Annotated in this window: 18 protein-coding genes and 1 tRNA gene; 5 read left to right on the top strand and 14 right to left on the bottom strand. The window is 50.9% G+C overall.

What is annotated here, in order from left to right:
* Window positions 1-281: 281 nt before the first annotated feature.
* Both HRU73_RS08880 and HRU73_RS08875 read right to left on the bottom strand, forming a co-directional pair.
* Window positions 282-1,406: a hypothetical protein gene (locus tag HRU73_RS08880; RefSeq protein WP_287398448.1), complete on the bottom strand. Its 1,125-nt coding sequence runs from the start codon at window positions 1,404-1,406 to the stop codon at window positions 282-284.
* Between the two features lie 199 nt (window positions 1,407-1,605).
* A tRNA-Leu gene (locus tag HRU73_RS08875) sits at window positions 1,606-1,690 on the bottom strand.
* A 107-nt stretch (window positions 1,691-1,797) separates the two neighbouring features.
* Here HRU73_RS08875 and rnr point away from each other — a divergent pair.
* Both rnr and rlmB read left to right on the top strand, forming a co-directional pair.
* On the top strand, window positions 1,798-3,999 hold the full coding sequence (gene rnr / locus HRU73_RS08870; protein ID WP_281870743.1) for a ribonuclease R: 2,202 nt from the start codon (window positions 1,798-1,800) through the stop codon (window positions 3,997-3,999).
* Between the two features lie 27 nt (window positions 4,000-4,026).
* On the top strand, window positions 4,027-4,809 hold the full coding sequence (gene rlmB / locus HRU73_RS08865) for a 23S rRNA (guanosine(2251)-2'-O)-methyltransferase RlmB (protein ID WP_287398447.1): 783 nt from the start codon (window positions 4,027-4,029) through the stop codon (window positions 4,807-4,809).
* Window positions 4,810-4,916: 107 nt separating this feature from the next.
* On the opposite strand, the gene HRU73_RS08860 is transcribed toward rlmB, so the two are convergent.
* The 12 genes from HRU73_RS08860 to HRU73_RS08805 form a co-directional block, all read right to left on the bottom strand.
* A complete protein-coding gene (locus HRU73_RS08860) occupies window positions 4,917-5,345 on the bottom strand; it encodes an ExbD/TolR family protein (protein WP_011110987.1) in 429 nt (142 codons plus the stop codon).
* The gene (locus HRU73_RS08855; protein ID WP_287398446.1) at window positions 5,345-6,142 is read right to left on the bottom strand and encodes a MotA/TolQ/ExbB proton channel family protein; all 798 of its coding nucleotides are present in this window, start codon (window positions 6,140-6,142) and stop codon (window positions 5,345-5,347) included. The genes HRU73_RS08860 and HRU73_RS08855 overlap by 1 nt, the downstream gene beginning before the upstream one ends.
* A gap of 3 nt (window positions 6,143-6,145) precedes the next feature.
* A complete protein-coding gene (locus tag HRU73_RS08850; RefSeq protein ID WP_276679142.1) occupies window positions 6,146-6,865 on the bottom strand; it encodes an energy transducer TonB in 720 nt (239 codons plus the stop codon).
* A 219-nt stretch (window positions 6,866-7,084) separates the two neighbouring features.
* Window positions 7,085-8,536: a ribonuclease G gene (gene rng / locus HRU73_RS08845; protein ID WP_074671179.1), complete on the bottom strand. Its 1,452-nt coding sequence runs from the start codon at window positions 8,534-8,536 to the stop codon at window positions 7,085-7,087.
* 30 nt (window positions 8,537-8,566) lie between these two features.
* Window positions 8,567-9,190, bottom strand: a complete 624-nt coding sequence (locus HRU73_RS08840; protein ID WP_281870748.1) for a Maf family protein — start codon at window positions 9,188-9,190, stop codon at window positions 8,567-8,569.
* 85 nt (window positions 9,191-9,275) lie between these two features.
* A complete protein-coding gene (gene rlmH, locus HRU73_RS08835; RefSeq protein WP_011110992.1) occupies window positions 9,276-9,746 on the bottom strand; it encodes a 23S rRNA (pseudouridine(1915)-N(3))-methyltransferase RlmH in 471 nt (156 codons plus the stop codon).
* 96 nt (window positions 9,747-9,842) lie between these two features.
* Complete coding sequence (gene rsfS / locus HRU73_RS08830; RefSeq protein WP_011110993.1) at window positions 9,843-10,208, bottom strand: ribosome silencing factor; 366 nt, start codon at window positions 10,206-10,208, stop codon at window positions 9,843-9,845.
* Window positions 10,205-10,888, bottom strand: a complete 684-nt coding sequence (gene nadD / locus HRU73_RS08825; RefSeq protein WP_287398445.1) for a nicotinate-nucleotide adenylyltransferase — start codon at window positions 10,886-10,888, stop codon at window positions 10,205-10,207. Before nadD ends, rsfS begins: the two co-directional genes overlap by 4 nt.
* 50 nt (window positions 10,889-10,938) lie before the next feature.
* Window positions 10,939-12,330, bottom strand: a complete 1,392-nt coding sequence (gene aceF / locus HRU73_RS08820) for a dihydrolipoyllysine-residue acetyltransferase (protein ID WP_287400055.1) — start codon at window positions 12,328-12,330, stop codon at window positions 10,939-10,941.
* Between the two features lie 39 nt (window positions 12,331-12,369).
* Window positions 12,370-15,027 carry a pyruvate dehydrogenase (acetyl-transferring), homodimeric type gene (aceE, locus tag HRU73_RS08815; RefSeq protein WP_287398444.1) on the bottom strand — a complete coding sequence of 886 codons (2,658 nt, stop codon included), beginning with the start codon at window positions 15,025-15,027 and terminating at the stop codon, window positions 12,370-12,372.
* A gap of 33 nt (window positions 15,028-15,060) precedes the next feature.
* The gene (folD, locus tag HRU73_RS08810; RefSeq protein ID WP_287398443.1) at window positions 15,061-15,948 is read right to left on the bottom strand and encodes a bifunctional methylenetetrahydrofolate dehydrogenase/methenyltetrahydrofolate cyclohydrolase FolD; all 888 of its coding nucleotides are present in this window, start codon (window positions 15,946-15,948) and stop codon (window positions 15,061-15,063) included.
* 152 nt (window positions 15,949-16,100) lie between these two features.
* The gene (locus tag HRU73_RS08805) at window positions 16,101-16,760 is read right to left on the bottom strand and encodes a hypothetical protein (protein WP_011110998.1); all 660 of its coding nucleotides are present in this window, start codon (window positions 16,758-16,760) and stop codon (window positions 16,101-16,103) included.
* A 286-nt stretch (window positions 16,761-17,046) separates the two neighbouring features.
* Between HRU73_RS08805 and argS the strand changes: the two genes are divergently transcribed.
* The 3 genes from argS (at window position 17,047) to HRU73_RS08790 (ending at window position 20,278) form a co-directional block, all read left to right on the top strand.
* Window positions 17,047-18,807 carry an arginine--tRNA ligase gene (argS, locus tag HRU73_RS08800; protein WP_287398441.1) on the top strand — a complete coding sequence of 587 codons (1,761 nt, stop codon included), beginning with the start codon at window positions 17,047-17,049 and terminating at the stop codon, window positions 18,805-18,807.
* A 23-nt stretch (window positions 18,808-18,830) separates the two neighbouring features.
* The gene (locus HRU73_RS08795; protein ID WP_276679150.1) at window positions 18,831-19,487 is read left to right on the top strand and encodes an SPOR domain-containing protein; all 657 of its coding nucleotides are present in this window, start codon (window positions 18,831-18,833) and stop codon (window positions 19,485-19,487) included.
* A gap of 140 nt (window positions 19,488-19,627) precedes the next feature.
* A complete protein-coding gene (locus HRU73_RS08790; protein WP_287398440.1) occupies window positions 19,628-20,278 on the top strand; it encodes a thiol:disulfide interchange protein DsbA/DsbL in 651 nt (216 codons plus the stop codon).
* Window positions 20,279-20,280 lie beyond the last annotated feature (2 nt).

Here is a 20,280-nt window from a genome sequence, read left to right as displayed (position 1 = left end):
GCATCTCCACGAAAAAGTGGTAAACAGGACATACCGTCCGAACAAGCCAGATCGAGGGCGGCTATATGAAAGCCGGCAGCCTGATCCTGACAGTGAAAATCAAATAAAAAGAAAATAAACGTACCTAACTTATCTGAGCGAGAAATCTTGCGGGTACGATCGTATTCGTATCATATCGCAGCAGGTTTGCGGAAAAAGAGGATATTTGAATATAACCTCTAAAAAACCTGGAATTTTAACTTTAATTCATCATGAGGGCAAATTGCCAGACGGAGGTGGGGTTAAGGCGAACAGTCGACAACAAGTATGCCAGGCGTATTGATCTGGCCGATGGCAAGGCGGTTGCCCGGCAGGGCGACAGCAGTTGCTGCTGAATGGCCGTATTTCCATCCACCTTCCCATAGCAGTGTAGGCACGGTATCAGGGCCGAGCGACCCGGTATCGATGGCGTAGACAGCGGAGGGGGAAGGGATGTGCGACGATACCAGCAGGTTCAGTGCGGTGAGATCGACCCGGCGCTGGCCTGCAATAAGGATGCGTTCACCATCGAGCCGGAGATTGTCGGGCCGTATGGGGAGTTCTGCTGAGGCATATTCACCGATTTCACCATTTTCTTTTGAGACGAAGCGGAGTCTGCGTTCCCAGTAGCTGGCAATGACCAGATCGCAACCGGCACAGGGCCGGATGATGCCATTGGCGTTTCTGAAATCCTGAGCCGGGGGAGGCTGGATCACTCCATTGTTGATTCGTACCAGGGCGGGCCAGGGAGTTGGCCTGAATGGCAGCAGGCCATATTCATCAAATCGGGTGATAGTAAGATGAAAACTCTCACCATCATCATTGCGGACGGCCTGAAGGCTGTTGGCTGAGGTAAGTCGGGCGCCGGTCTGGGTATCGGCTGGTGTCGCAAGCGTTGCTTTAGTGATTTCACCGCCGCTGATGTCCAGCTGCCAGATACGTACCGACTGTGGCCGGGCGATGTCGATGACGAATAGTGTACCTTCTCCGGGAGTGTTGCCAGGTACCAGTGACATTCCCAATGGTTCGAAGTCATCTTCGCTGGCATCGTTTCCGGGGCGCCATGCATACCGTGTGGATGCCGGTGTGTTTTCCCGGGAAATATCGACACTGCCCAAGCGCCACTGACCTGTTTTACATTCCGGGTCGCTGCTATCATTGCATCGTTCACGGATGAAAAGCCGGGTGATATTATCGGTCGGGTCCAATGGCAGCACAGCAATGTCTTCACTGCCTCCTCCCCGGGTTTCGATCGTCATGATCGGTGCGCCGGTACAGAGTGCGTTACCTTCCATCACGCATCCGGTCAGCAGTAGGCTGGCTGGAATGCTCAGAATGAGCAGGCGGATATTGCGGCAGAACGTGAGGGGAGTGAGCGTAAAATTCAATACCGTTGTGAAAAATGACTGAATCACAGGAGCAGTAAAGCAGTAATTTTGTTTCCCTGGGAGGATTGAAGTGACCGTATTGCAGAGATACCGATACAACCCGTGCTCATAACGGGAATCGTATGCTGTCAGATTTTGGTATAGTTCCGAAAGGAAGATTTATCAGGAAAGTTTTCCGGTCATTTATTATGACCATTTCTGGTGCCCAGAAGAGGACTCGAACCTCCACACCCGAAGGCACATGGACCTGAACCATGCGCGTCTACCAATTCCGCCATCTGGGCATTATCCTGATCATTACTGTGCTGATCTGCCGTCAGCCGATTCTGCGGGAACCGGGCTAAACAAGGCCGGCGCAGAAAGATCGTAAATTCTATAGGAAACCTTCGATTTGTCAATCAAGAGAAAAAGAAACAAGAAAAATCAGCTTCGTGAACTCGATCCCTTTCTTAAACGTGAGCAGACCCGTTACGGGCAAGCGCTGCCCAGTCGTGAATTCATCCTGGAAGTACTGGATAAACAGGGGGTGCCGATCAGTGAATCCAAACTATTGAAACTGCTGGATATTACACCAGAAGAATCCGAATTCTTTCGTCGCCGGCTGGCTGCGATGATTCGTGAAGGGCAGATCATCTGTAATCGCAAGGGCGATATTTGTGTAACCGAAAAACTGGAACTCGTAAAAGGGGTTGTTCAAGGCCATAGCGATGGTTTTGGTTTTCTGATTCCGGATGATGGCAGCACTGATCTGTTCCTGACTCCCAAAGAGATGCACAAAGTGCTGCATGGTGATCGCGTCATTGCCAGGGTCACCAATATCGTGGATCGGCGGGGGCGGCGGGAATGCAGAATCATCAGGGTTCTGGAGAGCGTCAATACGCAGCTGGTCGGAAGATTATTCGAAGAACACGGTATTTTCTTCGTCGTGGCTGAAGATAAGCGGATCAACCAGGATATTCTCATCCCCAAGGAAAATATCATGGATGCGCATGCCGGGCAGATCGTTGTGGCACGCATCATTCAGCAGCCAAGGGAGCATGCCCAGCCGATTGGACATATTATCGAGATCCTGGGGGATTATGCTGCGCCAGGCATGGAGATCGAAATCGCGTTGCGCAAGTTTGATTTACCCCACGAATTTCCACCGGAAGTTATTTCTGTCAAATTTCCCCAGAAAGTTCTGAAGAAAGATCTCACTAAACGGGAGGATATTCGTCATCTGCCGCTGGTGACGATCGACAGTGAAACAGCACGGGATTTTGACGATGCTGTTTATTGTTGTCAGGAAGGAAAGGATTACCGGCTGTTTGTTGCCATTGCCGATGTCAGCCATTATGTCCGCGATCAGGATGCTCTGGATAAAGAAGCATTCAATCGGGGTAATTCAGTTTATTTCCCGCGGCGGGTCATTCCGATGCTGCCGGAAGTGCTTTCCAATGGATTGTGTTCACTCAATCCGCAGGTAGATCGCCTGTGTATGGTATGTGAAATGCTTTGGACGGCCAGAGGAGAACTGGTCGAATATCGTTTTTATCCGGCAGTGATGCTTTCTCACGCGCGCCTGACGTATAACATCGTTGCCGAACTGCTGGATCAGCCAAAAGGGGCGGTTGCCAAAGAACACAGACAACTGCTGCCACATATTCAATTGTTGTACCGTTTGTTCAAGGTGTTGCACAAATCCCGCGTAAAGCGGGGCGCAATTGATTTCGAAACCATTGAAACAGAAATGGTTTTCAATGATCAGGGCAAGATCGAGCAGATATACCCGGTAAAGCGTAATGATGCTCATCGTCTGATCGAGGAATGTATGCTGGCGGCCAATGTGTGCGCGGCTGATTTTTTGCAGAAGCACGAGCAACCCGTTTTATACCGGATACATGAAGGGCCGACTGATGAAAAGCTGGTAGCACTGCGGGATTTTCTGAAAGAGTTTGGCCTGCAGTTACGTGGCGGTGAAAACCCCCAGGCCAGGGACTATGCCCGGATACTCGATCGCATCAAGGAACGGGCAGATGCACAATTGCTGCAGACGGTGATGTTGAGATCGCTCAGTCAGGCTATGTACAATCCGGATAATATCGGGCATTTTGGTCTGGCCTATGAAATGTATACTCATTTTACTTCACCCATCCGGCGTTATCCGGATCTGCTGGTGCATCGTGCCATCAAGGCAGTACTTGCGGATAAACAGTATGAACCGGGTGATTGGCATGAAATCGGCAAACATTGTTCGCAAACGGAGCGGCGTGCCGATGAAGCTACGCGAGAAGTTCAATCCTGGCTCAAGTGTTTTTATATGCAGGATAAAATTGGCGATTGCTTTGGGGGTGTGGTCACAGGAGTAACTGCCTTTGGACTGTTCGTCACTCTGGATGAGATTTATGTCGAGGGTCTGGTTTATATTTCAGAACTGCCCAGTGATTATTTTCATTATGATGCAGTCAAGCATGTACTGCGCGGCGAGCGGAGTGGAATCAGTTTCCGGTTGGGTGACAGGCTGCAGGTAAAATTGGTCCGGGTCGATCTGGCGACGCGCAAGATCGATTTCATCCTTGCAGATAACAGCGTACGCAAGAAATCCAGCAGGTAACATTCACTCTCCCAATTTTTACAGCACATGACCCATTCTCAATATATTTTTGGTTTCCATGCCATTACCAGTCGCTTGCGTCAGCATCCGGACAGCATCAAGGAAATTTATCTGGATACCAATCGGCATGATCAGCGGGCGCGTGATCTGATGAGTCTGGCTGAAACCACTTCTACTCGCCTGATTCTCTGTGAACAGGATCGACTGTGCAAAATGACGGGCACTACTCGCCATCAGGGTGTAGCAGCCCATGTTACGAAGTTGCGCCGGTACGCTACACTCGAAGATTTACTGGAAGGATTGACCGAGCCGGCATTGTTACTGGTGCTGGATGGCGTCAAGGATCCGCACAATCTGGGAGCATGCTTGCGCGTGGCAGATGCATTTGGTGTGCATGCGGTAGTGGTTCCCAAGGATCGGGCGGTCGGTTTGTCAGCAACGGTTCATAAGGTCGCCAGTGGCGCGGTAGATACCGTCCCTTTTTTTGCAGTGACTAATTTGGCCAGAACACTGAGAGAACTGAAAGAGATGGGTCTCTGGGTTGTTGGAACTGCTGCTGATGCGCCTGATACCCTAGATTCTGTCACGCTGACAAGATCTCTCGCCTGGGTATTGGGTGCAGAAGACGGGGGCATGCGTCGCCTGACCCGGGAAGCATGCGATCTGCTGGTGAGCATTCCCATGAGCGGTAGTATCGAAAGCCTGAATGTATCAGTCAGTGCCGGGATTTGCCTGTTTGAAACGTTCCGGCAGCATTCGCAAAGAACGGGATCCGGGCTAAATGTCCCGGCCCCGAAAAATGCAGTTTGAATCAGACGTTGCTTGAACTGGTTTCATACCCGGCCCAGTTGTCAAGCATGAGCCAGGTATGAATGATGGCGGGAAGAAACGAATGCAGAATCTGATGCTGAGGACTGTCAGGGTTGTTGTTCACCAGTCGGATCGGTAACGAAACCGATACGTGCCAACCCGGCTGAAGCAGCAATACTCATGACCTTGGCTACGAGTTCATAGTGTGTATCGCGATCAGCACGAATATGTAACTCGGTTTGCTGGGATTGTTCAACTGCCGCGGCAAAACGTGAAGGTAGCTGGTCCAGCGTAACAGGTTCTCCCCCCCAGTAAAAACTGCCATCTGCACGTATGGCAAATTCGATGTGTTCCGGTTGGGTCAGATTGGGAGAGCTGGATGCCTTGGGCAAATCGACTTTGACCGAGTGTGTCAGCAGTGGTGCGGTAATCATGAAGATGATCAACAGTACCAGCATGACATCCACCAACGGTACGACATTGATTTCAGACATGGCGGTCTTGCTCTGATAACGGGATGAATCGCCAAAAGCCATTAGTGTCCCTCTCCGCCAGTGATACCTGCTGCTGCATTTGCCAGTCCAGCTGCCGGGGCACTGCGCTGCGAAGTCGTTGTAACGACTTTCAGAGGGGCTTTCTCACTGTTTTCTCCGCCTACTTTGCTGCCTACCGTCAGAACCGTATAAAGATCATGTGCAAAACTGTCCAGTTGGGCCATCCACAGCCGGTTGCGTCGTGTAAAGGCATTGAAAGCCAGTACTGCCGGGATGGCGACTGCCAGACCCAGTGCCGTCATGATCAGTGCTTCACCTACCGGACCAGCTACTTTGTCCAGAGTGCCCTGGCCGGACAGACCGATCTGGATCAGGGCATGATAAATTCCCCAGACTGTCCCGAACAGACCGATATACGGTGCTGCAGAGCCTGCTGAAGCGATGATGGTGAGGCCATTTTCAATACGTGCAGCTTCCTGATCCAGGCTATTACGCAGTGAACGGGTGAGCAGCTCGTTGATACCGCCAGCTGCTGCCAGTTTTTCCAGTCCGTGTTTTTGGGAATCCGTTGTAACGCCCAGTGCTGTTTTGGCCAGCTGGATGAATGCATGATTGCCGGTCATGGTTCTGATCTCGGTTTCGAGCTGCGGAATGGTATCAATATTCCAGAAATGCTTGAGAAAAGCATTTGCACGGCGTGAAGCAATCGTATTGCTGATACTTTTGGTGACGATCAGATACCAGCTTGCTACTGACAAGGCAAGCAGGAGGACCAGCACACACATTCCGACATGATCGATCTGTGTCAGAAAATTAGAGAAACCAAGCGCTTTTTCCATCAATTAACTTCCTTCGATAACAAAATTAAAAGGTTGCAGGGCAACTGCCGGTACAGGGTGGCCATTACGCGTTGCCGGCCGGCAACGCCAGGTTTTGACAGCCGATAGAGCAGCATTGTCCAGTCTTGAATAACCGCTGCTTTGGACGATTTTGGCTTTGCCTATCCGTCCCGTTTCATCCAGTTCCACCTGAAGCACCAGTTTTCCTTCCTCACCCAGACGACGGGACAGAGCAGGATAGGCAGGACTGGCCAGATCCGGACAGGACACAGAGAGTTCGGAAGACAGGGTAACGGGACCTGTCGGCATCTGTGCGGGTTTTGCTGCTATGACCGGTTCACTGACTGTTTTCTTTTCTGGTTCCGGTTCAGGCTCATGTTCTTCAACAGGGGGAGGGGCAACATATTCCTGTGGCGTAACGGCAGGTGTTTTGGCGACCAGTTGATGCTTGGGCTGCGGCTGTACTTTTTTGACCGGGGGTGTGGGTTTGACCTGGGGAGGCGCGTGCTCCGCTTTCAATTCCACCTTGGGCGCTTTGGCAGCTTCTTCCTGTTTTTCAGGGGGGGCAATGAATTGTGCGTAGAGCGTGATCGTATCCGGGGTCGTGGTGCTGAAGCGATGATGCCACAAGCCGTAGAGTACAGCAGCATGCGTTGCCACTACAACCAGGAAGCTGACAAGGGAAAGACCGGTAAGGGCCGGTTTATGACGAATTTTAGTCATACGATATATGTGTGTTTATGAGTTACGCGATTTCAGGGTTAACTGATTGAAATTACTGAAACTAAAACGCCTGAATTACTTGGATCAGGGATCCTTGGATACCAACTTTAGAATGCTATCAGAACTGATAACGATTATCAATATCTTGGTCGCTTTGTTCAGAATTTTAGATCAACCCGACACGGTATACAATGCGACATTTTGTCGCAGAGAGGATATTTAAATGAGGATCACGTCGTACTGTTCCTGTGTATAGGACGCGCCTACCTGCAATCCTATCGGCCGGGCAATGAAATCCCCCAGCTGGGCGAGGCTCTGGGATTCTTCATCCAGGAAAAGGTCGATCACCGGTTGTGAGGCCAGGATACGAAACTCCTTGGCATCGAACTGCCGGGATTCTCGCAACAGTTCGCGCAAAATTTCATAGCAGATGGTTTGTGCCGTCCTGATCTCTCCACGTCCCTGGCAGGTGGGGCAGGTTTCGCAAAGAATTTGTGCCAGGCTTTCACGTGTGCGCTTGCGGGTCATTTCGACCAGCCCCAGTGCAGTGAAGCCGTTGACGGTCATTTTGGTCCGGTCTTTCTGCAGGGCTTTGTTGAATTCGGCCAGCACTGCAGCACGGTGTTCCTCACGATCCATATCAATGAAATCGATGATGATGATGCCACCCAGATTGCGTAAGCGCAGCTGCCGTGCAATTACCTGAGCGGCTTCGAGGTTGGTTTTGAATATGGTGTCATCAAAATTCCGTATTCCGACGAATCCACCTGTGTTGACGTCCATCGTAGTCAGCGCTTCGGTCTGATCGATGATGACGTACCCTCCGGATTTCAGATCCACACGCCGTGCCAGTGATTTCTCGATTTCCTGTTCGACACCATATAAATCGAACAATGGCCGTTCCCCGATATAGTGGCTGATTTTTTCCAGATCACTCATCATGTATTCATGGGCGAAAGTGGTCAGTTTCTGGAATGTCTCGCGCGAATCCACCCGGACACGGTAGGTGTCGGCATTGACGAAGTCGCGTAATACCCGGAGGCTCAAATCCAGATCCTGGTAAAGCAGGGAAGGGGAAGAGATGGTAAGTGATTTTTTCTGGATATCCTGCCAGAGCTTGTGCAGATAAACGATGTCGGCCTGTAATTCCGGCTCCTCGGCTGTTTCGGCCATGGTTCGAATGATATAGCCGCCGGTGGAATCGGGTGGAAGGATATTCTGTAATTTCTGGCGTAGCGATTCGCGCTCACTATTGTCCTCGATGCGCTGTGAGACACCAATATAGGATTCCTGTGGCAGGTAGACCAGTAAACGTCCGGCAAGGCTGACCTGAGTGGAGAGCCGCGCTCCTTTCACACCGATTGCATCTTTCACTACCTGCACGAGGATGTTGCTGCCTTCTGAAAGGAGCTGCTCGATCGGTTTGTGATGATCATTCTGGCTGGATTCGTGGATATCCGCTACATGCAGGAAGGCTGCCCGTTCCAGGCCGATATCGATGAAAGCGGACTGCATGCCTGGTAATACGCGGCTGACACGTCCGTTATAAATGTTGCCTACGATGCCTCGGCTGCTGGTACGTTCAATGTGCAATTCCTGGGTGATGCCATGTTCGATGATGGCAACGCGTGTTTCCTGGGGGGTGACGTTGATGAGAATCTCACTGCTCATATCAGACTGGGGTCCGGTAGTTATGTTTGCTCAAAAAACAGATATTCCTGTTTCTTCCAGTAACTGGGAAGTTTCAAATAGCGGTAACCCGACCACACCGCTGTAACTCCCGTCGATATTGATGATGAAAGCGGCCGCTTTTCCCTGGATGGCATAGGCACCTGCCTTGTCATGAGGCTCGCCACTGGCGATATAGGCCTGAATTTCGCGCGGGCTGATATCGCGGAACCGAACGGTGGTTGTCGATAAGCGCAATCTGGTCTGTCCCTGGAAAGTCAGCCCGACAGCAGTATAAACCTGGTGTTCCTGGCCGGAGAGGGCATGCAGCATCTCTTCTGCATGCCCGATATCCTGCGGTTTTCCCAGGATACGGCCATCCAGTACAACGGTGGTGTCTGCAGCCAGAACGGGCAAAAGGGGCAAGCCGCGCTGCTTCAGCCGTAACCAGCCAGCTTCCGCTTTGGTGTGCGTGATTCTGTAGACATAATCCGCCGGAGATTCTTCCGGAAGCGGGGTTTCATCCACATCTGCCGGCCGGGACAAAGCTTCCCGCATGAGCAGTATGTTGTGCCTGATTCCTATTTGCTTGAGCAGATCGCGTCTGCGGGCGCTGCGCGATGCCAGATAAATACAATTGCCAGCTGGGGTAATCATTGTTCAGATCGGATCTAGGCCCTATTTTTGCAGGGGTTCGGTATGAAAAATATCTGTAACCTGAACTCTACCTCAGGATGACGAGTCATGCACGATGGTAGGGGTGATTGCGGTTGATGGAAAATGCGCGGTAAAGCTGTTCCGCCAGTAATACTCTGGCCAGCCCGTGTGGAAGGGTCATGGCGGACAATGCCAGCTTTTCATGGGCCATCTGTTTGATATCCTGATGCAGCCCGTCAGCTCCGCCAATGATGAACGCGACATCCTGGCCGGATCCCATCCAGCGATCCATCATTTCTGCCAGCTTCATGGTCGTGGCCTGCTTGCCTGTTTCATCCAGTACGACAATATGGCATCCAGGCGGCAGAACGGTCCGGATGCGTTCACTTTCAGCCTGCAGCAGTTGCCTGGTATTCTTGCTGCCAACGCGTTTTTCCGGTTTGATTTCCACCAGCAGCAACTCGGCTTCTTTGGGCATGCGCTGGCAGTATTCCGTATACCCTTTCCTGACCCAGTCCGGCATTTTGTTTCCAACGGCCAGGATATGGAATTTCATGTTTCAGATGAGCGCATGCATGAAAACCATCGTAGCGTATCAATCGAAGAAACTGCATGCAACTCTGAAACGGATCGCACTTTTCACGGTTGTAAATCAGCCGTATACAGCAGAGTTTTCCTGAGGCGACCGCCAGGCCTGTTCCGACCAGAGTCCTTCCAGATCATAATAACTGCGAATGGCCGGCTGCATGATATGGACGATGATGTCTCCCAGATCGACCAGCAGCCACTCCCCTGTTTGTTCGCCTTCTATTCCGTAAACCATGCTGCCGGTTGCTTTTACCTTTTCCTGTACATGGCTGGCCAGTGCTCTGGTCTGGCGTGTGGAATCGGCGCTGGCTACGATCATGGTGGTGCATAACGAAGTCAGCTTGCTGACATCCATCACATGGATATTGCTGGCTTTGAGGTCTTCCAGGGCCATGATTGCCGTTTCCAGCAATTTTTCAGGTGATTTCATTTTCCTCCGGCATAAAAGCCATATTTGTCGATATAGTTGAGTACTGATTCAGGCAGCAGATAACGTGCACTCTTTCCTGAAGCGATGATATTTCTGATTGATGTAGATGAAATATCCAGCAGGGTTGTGGGTGCTGTGAAGATGAGGCCAACGGGAGAATTTTTCAATTCATCGGCCATGGTCGTCCAGCGATCCTGACAGACACCCCGCAATTCATCAGGCAGATCGGATGGATATCTGATCGGAACGGATCCGGGGCGATTGACGATGATGAGGTGGCACAATTCAAATAACTCACGCCAGCGATGCCAGTACGGCAGCTTGATAAAGGCATCGGTACCTGTGATGAAACACAGTGCAACAGACTCGCTTGCTTCGTATTCCTGTCGGATTTCCCGCAGTGACTCGACACTATAGGTTTCTCCGGGGCGCCTGACTTCACGGTCATCTACCGAGAATCGGGTATTCCCGCGAATGGCCTCTTGCAACATGGCAACGCGATGCTCACCAGCTACAAAAGGGGAATTACGCAAACGGGGTCGGCCCGCCGGTAAAAAAAACAAGTGGTTCAGCTCCACAATGTCCGCCAGTTCTTCCGCTATTCTCAGATGTCCGTAGTGAATAGGATCAAACGTTCCGCCATAAATTCCAGTGAGTGAGTATCGGGTTATTTCAGCCATTTGCCGGTCAATGTGTCATCAGGTGGGCTGTGTTGGCCGGTGTGGCAACTTCAGAACAGGGCAAGACGCATATCCGCCAGAATACTGGCCAGATGTGCAGTGAAGCGTGCGGCTGATGCACCGTCGATGACCCGGTGGTCGTAGGATAATGAAAGCGGAAGTATCAAGCGCGGAACAAATTGTCCGTTCTGGTAAACTGGTTTCAGACCTGCACGCGAGACACCCAGAATTGCTACTTCTGGTGCGTTGATAATGGGGGTGAAGCCTGTTCCACCGATCCCACCCAGGCTGGAAATGGTAAAACTTGCGCCCTGCATGTCGCCCGGTTTCAATTTGCCTTCACGAGCAAGTGAGGACAGTCTGGTAAGCTCCTCGGCGATACCGATTACTCCTTTCTGATCGGCATCGCGGATGACGGGAACCACTAACCCGTTGGGGGTATCGGCCGCGAAACCCAAGTGGTAGTAGCGCTTGATGATGAGCTGGCTTTCCGTGGTGCTGTTATCCAGAGAGGCGTTGAACTCCGGAAATTTTTTCAGCGCTGCTGTGACTGCCTTGATGAGGAAAGCCAGTATGGTCAGTTTAGTGCCATTGTTTTGCCGGGTTTCATTATGGTTTTTTCTGAGCGTTTCCAGATCGGTGACATCTGCTTCATCGAACTGCGTGACATGCGGAATCATGACCCAGTTGCGATGCAGATTGGCACCTGAGATCTCCCGGATACGCGACAGCGATTTCAGTTCGATCGGCCCGAATTTGGCAAAATCCACATGTGGCCACGGTAATAAATCGAGTGTGCCTCCCCCGGCATTACGTCCACCCGTCAGAGCTTGTTTAACGAAAGCCTGTACGTCTTCTTTGAGAATGCGCTGCTTGGGGCCGGTTCCCACTACCTTGCTCAGATCCACTCCCAGCTCACGGGCAAATCGTCTGACCGAAGGGCTTGCATGGGGAATTATCTTATTGTGCTGGTCGATCGTATGATCCGGTATTTGCACGGGGGCAGAGGGGGTGGCCGGCTTCGCTGTCGTAGCAGCAGGTTTGGCTGCCGGCTCCTCTTCGGATTGACCGGCTCCTGTTTCGATCGGCCGGGTTGGTTGTGCAGGCTGTGATCCGGCTGATGGTTGTGGCTGGGAGGAAGTTGTTTTATTGTCGCTTTCTGCAGAGACCACTTCCATGGTCAGGATCTCCGAGTCTTTGGAGACTTTGCTGCCCATTTGCACCCTGATTTCCCGGATGATCCCGGAATAAGGTGAAGGAACCTCGACAGTGGCTTTGTCCGATTCCAGTACGATCAAAGGGTCCTCGACCTGCACACTGTCGCCAGGCTTGACCATGATTTCAATGACCGGAATATCTTCAAAATCCCCGATATCCGGGACCAGAACTTTCTTGACTTCAGCCACTTGCACTCCTTGATTTGCTGCAACACATGCTGTCAGAGGGAATCGACAGGGTTATTCCACCTGCCGTGAACAGAATCAGATCTTGACCGGCTCGGGTTTGTCCGGATCGATCGCAAAGGTACGGATTGCCTTGGTTACTTGTGAAGATGGAATCTTTCCTTCATCCGCCAACGCTTTGAGTGCTGCAATCACGACATAATGGCGATCGACTTCAAAGAATTGTCTCAGTTTCTCGCGGGTATCGGAACGGCCGAACCCGTCTGTTCCCAGTACGAAATAACGTCCTGGGATGAATTCCCGGATTTGGTCGGCAACGATCTTCATGTAGTCCGTAGAAGCAATGACAGGTCCTTCCCGGTCTTTCAGACAGGTTTCCACATACGATAATCTGGCCGGTTCATCCGGATGAAGCAGGTTATAGCGTGATACAGCGAGTGCTTCACGCCGTAACTGATTGAAGCTGGTTACGCTCCATATATCTGCCGAGACCTTATAATCTTTTTCCAGAATTTCTGCCGCGGCGATCACTTCCCGTAAAATCGTTCCCGAGCCCAGCAGTTGTACGTGTAACTTACTGCGCTGTTTACCGCCGTTACGGAACAGATACATACCCTGCAGAATGCCCTGTTCAGCACCTTTGGGCATTTCCGGGTGCGGATAATTTTCGTTCATCACAGTAATGTAGTAATAAACGTCTTCCTGTTCCTGATACATACGACGCAGACCATCCTGCATGATGACTGCCAGCTCATAGGCAAAAGTCGGATCGTAGGATACGCAGTTTGGAATCGTGGAAGCAGCCAGGTGGCTGTGACCATCTTCGTGCTGCAATCCCTCACCGTTCAGCGTCGTGCGGCCGGCGGTACCCCCCAGCAGAAAGCCGCGACAGCGCATATCCCCTGCTGCCCAGGCAAGATCACCAATACGCTGGAAGCCGAACATCGAATAGAAAATATAGAATGGAATCATTTGCACACCATGGGTGCTGTAAGCAGTGGCTGCCGCCATCCACGATGCCATGGCGCCTGCTTCGTTGATTCCTTCCTGCAAAATCTGTCCGTTCCGATCTTCTTTGTAATACATCAACTGGTCGGCATCTTCCGGGGTATAAAGCTGCCCCACCGATGACCAGATACCCAGTTGCCGGAACATGCCTTCCATGCCGAATGTACGTGATTCATCCGCCACGATGGGTACTACATGTTTGCCAATATTCTTATCTTTTACCAGGACGTTGAGTATCCTCACAAACGCCATCGTAGTGGAGGATTCACGCCCTTCACCACTGGCTTTGAGCAGTGTCTCAAAAGCGGACAATGGAGGGATCTGCAAGGCAGCAGCTTTGCGACGGCGGTGATGAATGAAACCACCCATTGCCTGTTGCCGCGCACGCATGTAGTTGTATTCAGGTGACCCTTCCTCAAGCTTGAGGTAAGGTATCTCGTCGATTTTGTCATCCGGCACCGGCAGACCAAAGCGATTGCGGAATGCCTTCAGTGAGATCGTGCCCATTTTTTTCTGCTGATGGGTGATGTTCTGTGCCTCACCCGCTTCACCCATACCGTAGCCCTTGATCGTTTTGGCCAGAATCACAGTGGGCTGGCCGGTGTGTTTCATTGCTGTGCTATAGGCAGCATAAACTTTGTGAGGATCGTGGCCGCCGCGATTCAACCGCCAGATATCGTCGTCGGACATGTTGGCGACCATTTCCAGCAATTCCGGATATTTGCCGAAGAAATGCTGGCGTACATAAGCGCCATCACGTGATTTGAAGGTCTGATATTCACCATCGACACATTCCATCATGCGCTGCTGCAGCAATCCTTTGGTATCCTTGGCCAGTAGCGGATCCCAGTAGGAACCCCAGATGACCTTGATCACATTCCAGCCGGCACCGCGGAAAGTGCTCTCCATTTCCTGAATGATCTTGCCATTACCTCGTACCGGTCCGTCGAGGCGCTGCAGATTGCAATTGATGACGAAAATCAAGTTGTCCAGTTTCTCACGTGCGCCCAGAGAAATGGCTCCGAGAGATTCCGGTTCATCCATCTCGCCATCACCCATGAAGGCCCAGACCTTACGCCCCTCGGTTTGAGCAAGTCCGCGTGCACCCAGATATTTCATGAAGCGCGCCTGATAGATCGCCATGAGCGGCCCCAAACCCATCGAAACAGTCGGGAACTGCCAGAAATCCGGCATCAGCCATGGATGAGGGTAGGAAGACAGACCGTTATTACCGACCTCCTGACGAAAATTATCGAGCTGATCGGAAGTCAATTCATCCAGCAGGAAAGCACGTGCATAGATACCGGGAGCAGAATGGCCCTGTACGTAAACCAGGTCTCCGCCCTGATGTTCATTGGCGGCACGCCAGAAATGGTTGTAGCCGACATCATAGAGCGTGGCCGCCGAGGCGAAACTGGCGATATGGCCGCCAACATTGGTATGACGGTTGGCACGTAACACCATGGCCATCGCATTCCAGCGAATATAGGAACGGATACGATGCTCCAGTGCATGATCACCGGGTGAGCGTTCCTCCTTGCCGGGAGGGATAGTATTGATATAAGCGGTGTTGGCGCTGTAGGGTAGGTATGCGCCGGAACGGCGGGCTTTTTCCACCAGTTTTTCCAGTAGAAAATGGGCACGCTCGGTTCCTTCATTCATCAGAACCGTTTCCAAGGCATCCAGCCATTCCTGCGTTTCCTGCGGATCAATGTCCATTGGATCCATGTTCGGGTCTGCTCCCTGTTGACAATTCCAAAATTATTGCACAGAACTGTGCCAGCCACCGGCCAGAGCCACTGCTTTCGCACGTTCGGCAGCTTCGATCGTATTGTTCATCAGCATCACGATAGTCATCGGACCGACTCCACCGGGAACCGGCGTGATATATCCTGCTTTTTCTTTCACTCCTGAAAATTCGACATCTCCGCAAAGTCGCCCGTCTGGCAGACGATTGATTCCTACATCGATGACTGTCGCACCTGTTCTGATCATATCACTCGTCAGCAGATTCGCTTTTCCTGCAGCCATGACGACAATGTCGGCGTTACGGGTATGGTTGGCCAGATCTCGTGTCCGTGAGGTACAAACCGTGACCGTTGCACCTTTTTCCAGCAGCATGAGAGCCATCGGTTTCCCGACGATGTTACTGCGGCCGATGATGACTGCATGCTGCCCCTGGAGCGGAATATCATATTCTGCCAGCATTTTCATTACTCCAAAGGGAGTACATGGATGAAACAGGGCGTGGCCTGTTACCAATGCACCTACGTTACAGGGGTGAAAGCCATCCACATCCTTTCCTATTGCGATGGCAGCAATGACTTCATCGATCCGGATATGGCCAGGCAAAGGCAGTTGTACCAAAATACCGTGAATTTCCGGATTGACATTCAAATCCTGAATTTGCTGTAACAGGGTTTTCTGAGAAATATCACCAGGAAAATTGAAGATTTCGGAGCGGATCCCCAATTCCTCACACGTTTTTGCCTTGTTGCGCACATATACGCAAGAGGCAGGATTATCTCCTGCCAGAATTACTGCCAGACCGGGTTGCATCCATGTTTCTGAGAGTATTTTGACGCGTTGCTTCAGTTCTTCGCGAAATTTGCTTGCGATAAGACTGCCGCTGATGATTGTTGCACTCATAAAATTCAGGAAATATCAGGTGAAGCAGGTAAATAACCCATGTAAATCAGCAGGATTGATTTGAAAACTTTTGCTGGAAATACTTCCCAGGTAGTTTTTGTACCATCAGAAAATTACTTTTCGGGTACATATCGGCCCCCGGGTCTTGCCAGCTATTGAGGGGGTGTTGGGGTGCGACTACCTTTCCGGGTCTTGTAACGGTGAATCAGCAGGCCGACCAGAAACACGGGTACTATGAAAAAAAGTGCGGCCAATAATCCAACAGCCAGAATGGTGATATTGTCACTTTCCGGCAGATAGATCGTTACAAACCATATACCAGCCATGGCGAAGAGTAAACCGCCCAGTAATAGAATTTTCTTGCCCTGGTCGTAGAAACGCCAGAGTCCCTTTGAAACTCTGGATTCATTGACGTAATGGTCGAAAACCTCAGCAAGGCTGCGGTCGCCTGGTTTTGACTCATACCCTAACGCCAAGGCCAGTGCCTCATCACCATCATCCAATCTGGACATTTGTCTGATGAATGCAGCCTGGTTTTTTGCCCGCCTGGATTTGACACCATCTTTGGTCATCATGTAGTACAACGCATGGAATGCTTTTTCCTGAGCATCCGTCGTCGTTGCTTCATACTGATCATAAAACTGCTGCATGACACCCACCAGATAGAGCTGGATGGTCAAATCTCTGAATTGCGGTGCGAAGTCATATTTTTTGTCTTTGACAAGCGGGAGTTGCTCTGCCAGAACTTCTTTTGCGTGACGGATGCAAGCATCGAGTATTTCTTCCTCGAATTTTTCTGCTGTATTTTCCATTTGAGTTGATCAGGGCCTTTACACGGTCATAATACGTTGCATTATATACCGGCTGGATAACACATGAAATCTGCAAATCCTGAAATGTCCATCCAGCCCGAAAATACAGGTGATTTTCAGCAAAATTCCGTTGTAGAAAGGTGATCTGGACTGCGCCGGTATCAGATCAGGAATCTTTGCCAGAATCTGCCGGACCGGTTTTCCGGTGCGACTTATACGTCAAAACACGCAAACAAGTTTGCAATCGAGCCGCTATAATGCGGGCTTGCTGAAACACTTTCCTGTCATGGTTACAACGACTCTTCCCGACTTTAAATCACACTGTATTCAATTGCTCGATCAGGCAGCAAGGCAAGTTCTCCCGGATGAAGCAGGGGTTCAAATCGAGTTGCTGCGTCCCAAACTGGCAGATCATGGTGATTATTCCAGCAATCTGGCAATGAAGCTGGCCAGGCGTTTACGCCGGAATCCACTTGAACTGGCAAAAGCATTGATTGGAGCACTGCCTGATTCTTCCTGCGTGGAAAAAGCCGATGTTGCTGGTGGCGGGTTCATCAATTTTTTTCTGAAGAAAACAGCCAAACAACAGTTTCTGCACGCTGTGCTGCAGGCGGGTGATTCGTTCGGCCACAGCAGGCTGGGAGCAGGGAAAACCATACAGATCGAGTTTGTGTCGGCCAACCCCACCGGTCCGCTACATGTCGGGCATGGACGAGGGGCAGCGTTTGGTGCCAGCCTGGCCAATATCATGACCGCAGCCGGTTATGCCGTCACGCGCGAATTCTATGTCAACGATGCCGGCCGGCAGATGGATATCCTGACGTTATCGACCTGGTTACGTTACCTTGATCTGTGCGGACTCTCCTTCTCATTCCCTGCCAATGCCTACCGCGGCCAGTATGTTGCTGACATGGCATCGGAAATATACCAGGCACAGGGTGATCGTTACGCCCATCGTTCTGATGCAACGATACGGCAACTGACTGAAATCAGTGCGAGTACGACGATTGATAGTGAAGACGAGCGCCTCGACAGACTCATCACTGCAGCAAAATCCATTCTTGATCAGGATTATGCTGATCTGCACAATTTTGTCCTGACAGAACAGTTGGCGGACTGCCGGAATGATCTGATGGAATTCGGTGTCGAGTTTGAGACCTGGTTTTCGGAACAGTCATTGTTCGATAGCGGGATGGTGGCACGTGCCGTACAGCTGCTGGATGATAAAAAACTGCTGTATCGGCAGGATGGCGCGCTCTGGTTCCGTTCCACCGATTTCGGTGATGAGAAAGACCGGGTCGTGCAGCGGGAAAATGGCCTGTATACCTATTTTGCCTCGGATATCGCTTACCATCTCAGCAAGTACGAGCGTGGCTTCGATTACCTGTTGAATATCTGGGGGGCGGACCACCATGGTTATATTCCACGGGTGAAAGGTGCCATAGAGGCATTATCGCTCGATCCAGGAAGGCTTGAAATAGCATTGGTCCAGTTTGCAGTGTTGTATCGGGATGGCAAGAAAGTTTCCATGTCCACCCGCTCGGGGGAATTCGTCACATTGCGGCAATTACGCCAGGAAGTGGGCAATGATGCAGCGCGATTTTTTTATGTGCTGCGTAAAAGTGATCAGCACCTGGATTTCGATCTCGATCTGGCCAAATCACAGAGCAATGATAATCCTGTTTATTACGTACAATATGCACACGCCCGTATCTGTAGCGTGCTAGGCCAGTGGGGGGGGGCTGAGGATATACTTGCGCGGGCGGAAACGGAGTTGCTGACTGACCCTGCCGAACTCGTGCTTTTGCAGAAAATGATCGATTTTACGGATACGATTGAAGCTGCGGCAAAAGAACGCGCACCCCATCTCATTGCCTTTTTTCTGCGCGAACTGGCAGGCGAATTTCATAGTTATTACAATTCGACACGTTTTCTCGTTGAAGATGAATCGCTTAAAATAACGAGGCTGGCACTGATTTCAGCCGTTCGCCAGATCTTATCGAAAGGGCTGACGTTATTGGGGGTAACCGCTCCCCGTGAAATGTAGTTGAACGTAATACGGAAAGATTGATGAGTCGGGATTATAAATCCAGAAATTCGGCAAAGGCCCATAAAAACGGCAGCCTGCTGTGGCTTGGTCTGTTTGTGGGCTATACCTTGGGTCTGGCAAGTGCAATCGGGGTATGGTTGTACCTCAGCCAGGCTCCCAGTCCGTTTCTGAACGGAGGGAAAGTCGCTCAGAACCAGTCCTCTGAAAAATCATCCGTGCGACGATCACCATCGCCGGAGAAGCAGGAGAAAAAAACCGAATCGAATACGAATCAGACGGGCACAAGTGGATCACGTTTTGATTTCTACAAAATTTTGCCGGGTATCGATGAGCCACCGGGTGAAGATGTATTTGATCTCACACCATTACCGCCTGCTGCAACCGTTACCAGGAAGATCCCTGAAAAAACTGCTGAAAAACCGCCTGAGAAGGTTCCTGAACCCAAGAGTCGGTATTATCTTCAGGCGGGTTCCTTCAGAAATTCCAGTGATGCTGAGCGGGTGAAGGCTGAACTTGCTTTGCTGGGTATCATTGCTTCGGTCCAGACTGGAAGATCTGAAGGCAACGTTCCCGTCCATCGTGTACGAGTCGGCCCGTTTACCCGAATGGAAGAGCTTGATCGGGTTCGTGCTTCATTACAGGAAAACGGGGTAACATCAAGCCTGGTGACGCAGTAAGCACCGGTACAAAGCTCCTGACTGATGTGGCCGAACCCGGTTGAAAAGCAACTGGAATTCGAACCGGAACAGATTTACCTTTTCTTTTCCATTGGAAATGTCATTTACGATTTACCAACTTTGAAAGCGAGGAAAAATAGATGACCGCGAGAAAAATGATCTGCTTTCTCTTGAGTTTTATCGTCGTAAACTTGGCGGGAGTGTTGATTGCTCATGCAGAAATCGTTGAAGGCCGGGATTATACGGTACTGTCAGCTCCTCAGCCGACTGAAGGTGATTCAGAACACATTGAAGTCATTGAATTTTTCTGGTATGGCTGTCCTCATTGCAGTGATTTGCATCCCCATCTCAGCCGCTGGCTGGAGAACAAACCGGCGGATGTGGCGTTCCGGTTCGTGCCCGCCATTCTCAGGAATAACTGGGTGCCTGGTGCAAAAACTTTTTATGCGATGGAAAGCCTCGGCCTTACTCAAACACTGCATGACAAGGTCTATCACGCCATTCATCGTGAAAAAACAGATTTGTCGAAAGAAGCGACGCTGTTCGACTGGATCGGAAAACAAGGGGTCGATCGTGACAAGTTTGTCGGTGCCTATAACTCATTCACAGTCCAGAATCAGGCAAACCGTTCTGCTCAAATGATACGGCAATACAAGCTGACTGGTGTGCCGGCACTGGTGGTGGATGGCAGATATCTGACCAGTGGTAAAGCAGGTGGTACCCCGCAGGATACGATTTCAGTTCTGAACCAGTTGATTGAGAAGGTGCGTGAGGAAAAGAAAAGCCGGTAATG

It is taken from the genome of Nitrosomonas sp. H1_AOB3 (assembly GCF_015709435.1).
Classification (GTDB): domain Bacteria; phylum Pseudomonadota; class Gammaproteobacteria; order Burkholderiales; family Nitrosomonadaceae; genus Nitrosomonas; species Nitrosomonas europaea.
Note: the sequence above shows the minus strand (reverse complement) of the source record. Positions and strands in the feature narration are given on the sequence as shown.

Coding starts and splice junctions, on each gene's coding strand:
- aceE (WP_287398444.1), bottom strand. CDS start 15,027: ATGGATCCAATGGACATTGATCCGCAGGAAACGCAGGAATGGCTGGAT.
- rlmB (WP_287398447.1), top strand. CDS start 4,027: ATGACCCATTCTCAATATATTTTTGGTTTCCATGCCATTACCAGTCGC.
- rlmH (WP_011110992.1), bottom strand. CDS start 9,746: ATGAAATTCCATATCCTGGCCGTTGGAAACAAAATGCCGGACTGGGTC.
- rng (WP_074671179.1), bottom strand. CDS start 8,536: ATGAGCAGTGAGATTCTCATCAACGTCACCCCCCAGGAAACACGCGTT.
- folD (WP_287398443.1), bottom strand. CDS start 15,948: ATGAGTGCAACAATCATCAGCGGCAGTCTTATCGCAAGCAAATTTCGC.
- HRU73_RS08795 (WP_276679150.1), top strand. CDS start 18,831: ATGAGTCGGGATTATAAATCCAGAAATTCGGCAAAGGCCCATAAAAAC.
- HRU73_RS08840 (WP_281870748.1), bottom strand. CDS start 9,190: ATGATTACCCCAGCTGGCAATTGTATTTATCTGGCATCGCGCAGCGCC.
- HRU73_RS08855 (WP_287398446.1), bottom strand. CDS start 6,142: ATGGAAAAAGCGCTTGGTTTCTCTAATTTTCTGACACAGATCGATCAT.
- HRU73_RS08850 (WP_276679142.1), bottom strand. CDS start 6,865: ATGACTAAAATTCGTCATAAACCGGCCCTTACCGGTCTTTCCCTTGTC.
- HRU73_RS08860 (WP_011110987.1), bottom strand. CDS start 5,345: ATGGCTTTTGGCGATTCATCCCGTTATCAGAGCAAGACCGCCATGTCT.
- HRU73_RS08805 (WP_011110998.1), bottom strand. CDS start 16,760: ATGGAAAATACAGCAGAAAAATTCGAGGAAGAAATACTCGATGCTTGC.
- HRU73_RS08790 (WP_287398440.1), top strand. CDS start 19,628: ATGACCGCGAGAAAAATGATCTGCTTTCTCTTGAGTTTTATCGTCGTA.
- argS (WP_287398441.1), top strand. CDS start 17,047: ATGGTTACAACGACTCTTCCCGACTTTAAATCACACTGTATTCAATTG.
- rsfS (WP_011110993.1), bottom strand. CDS start 10,208: ATGAAATCACCTGAAAAATTGCTGGAAACGGCAATCATGGCCCTGGAA.
- nadD (WP_287398445.1), bottom strand. CDS start 10,888: ATGGCTGAAATAACCCGATACTCACTCACTGGAATTTATGGCGGAACG.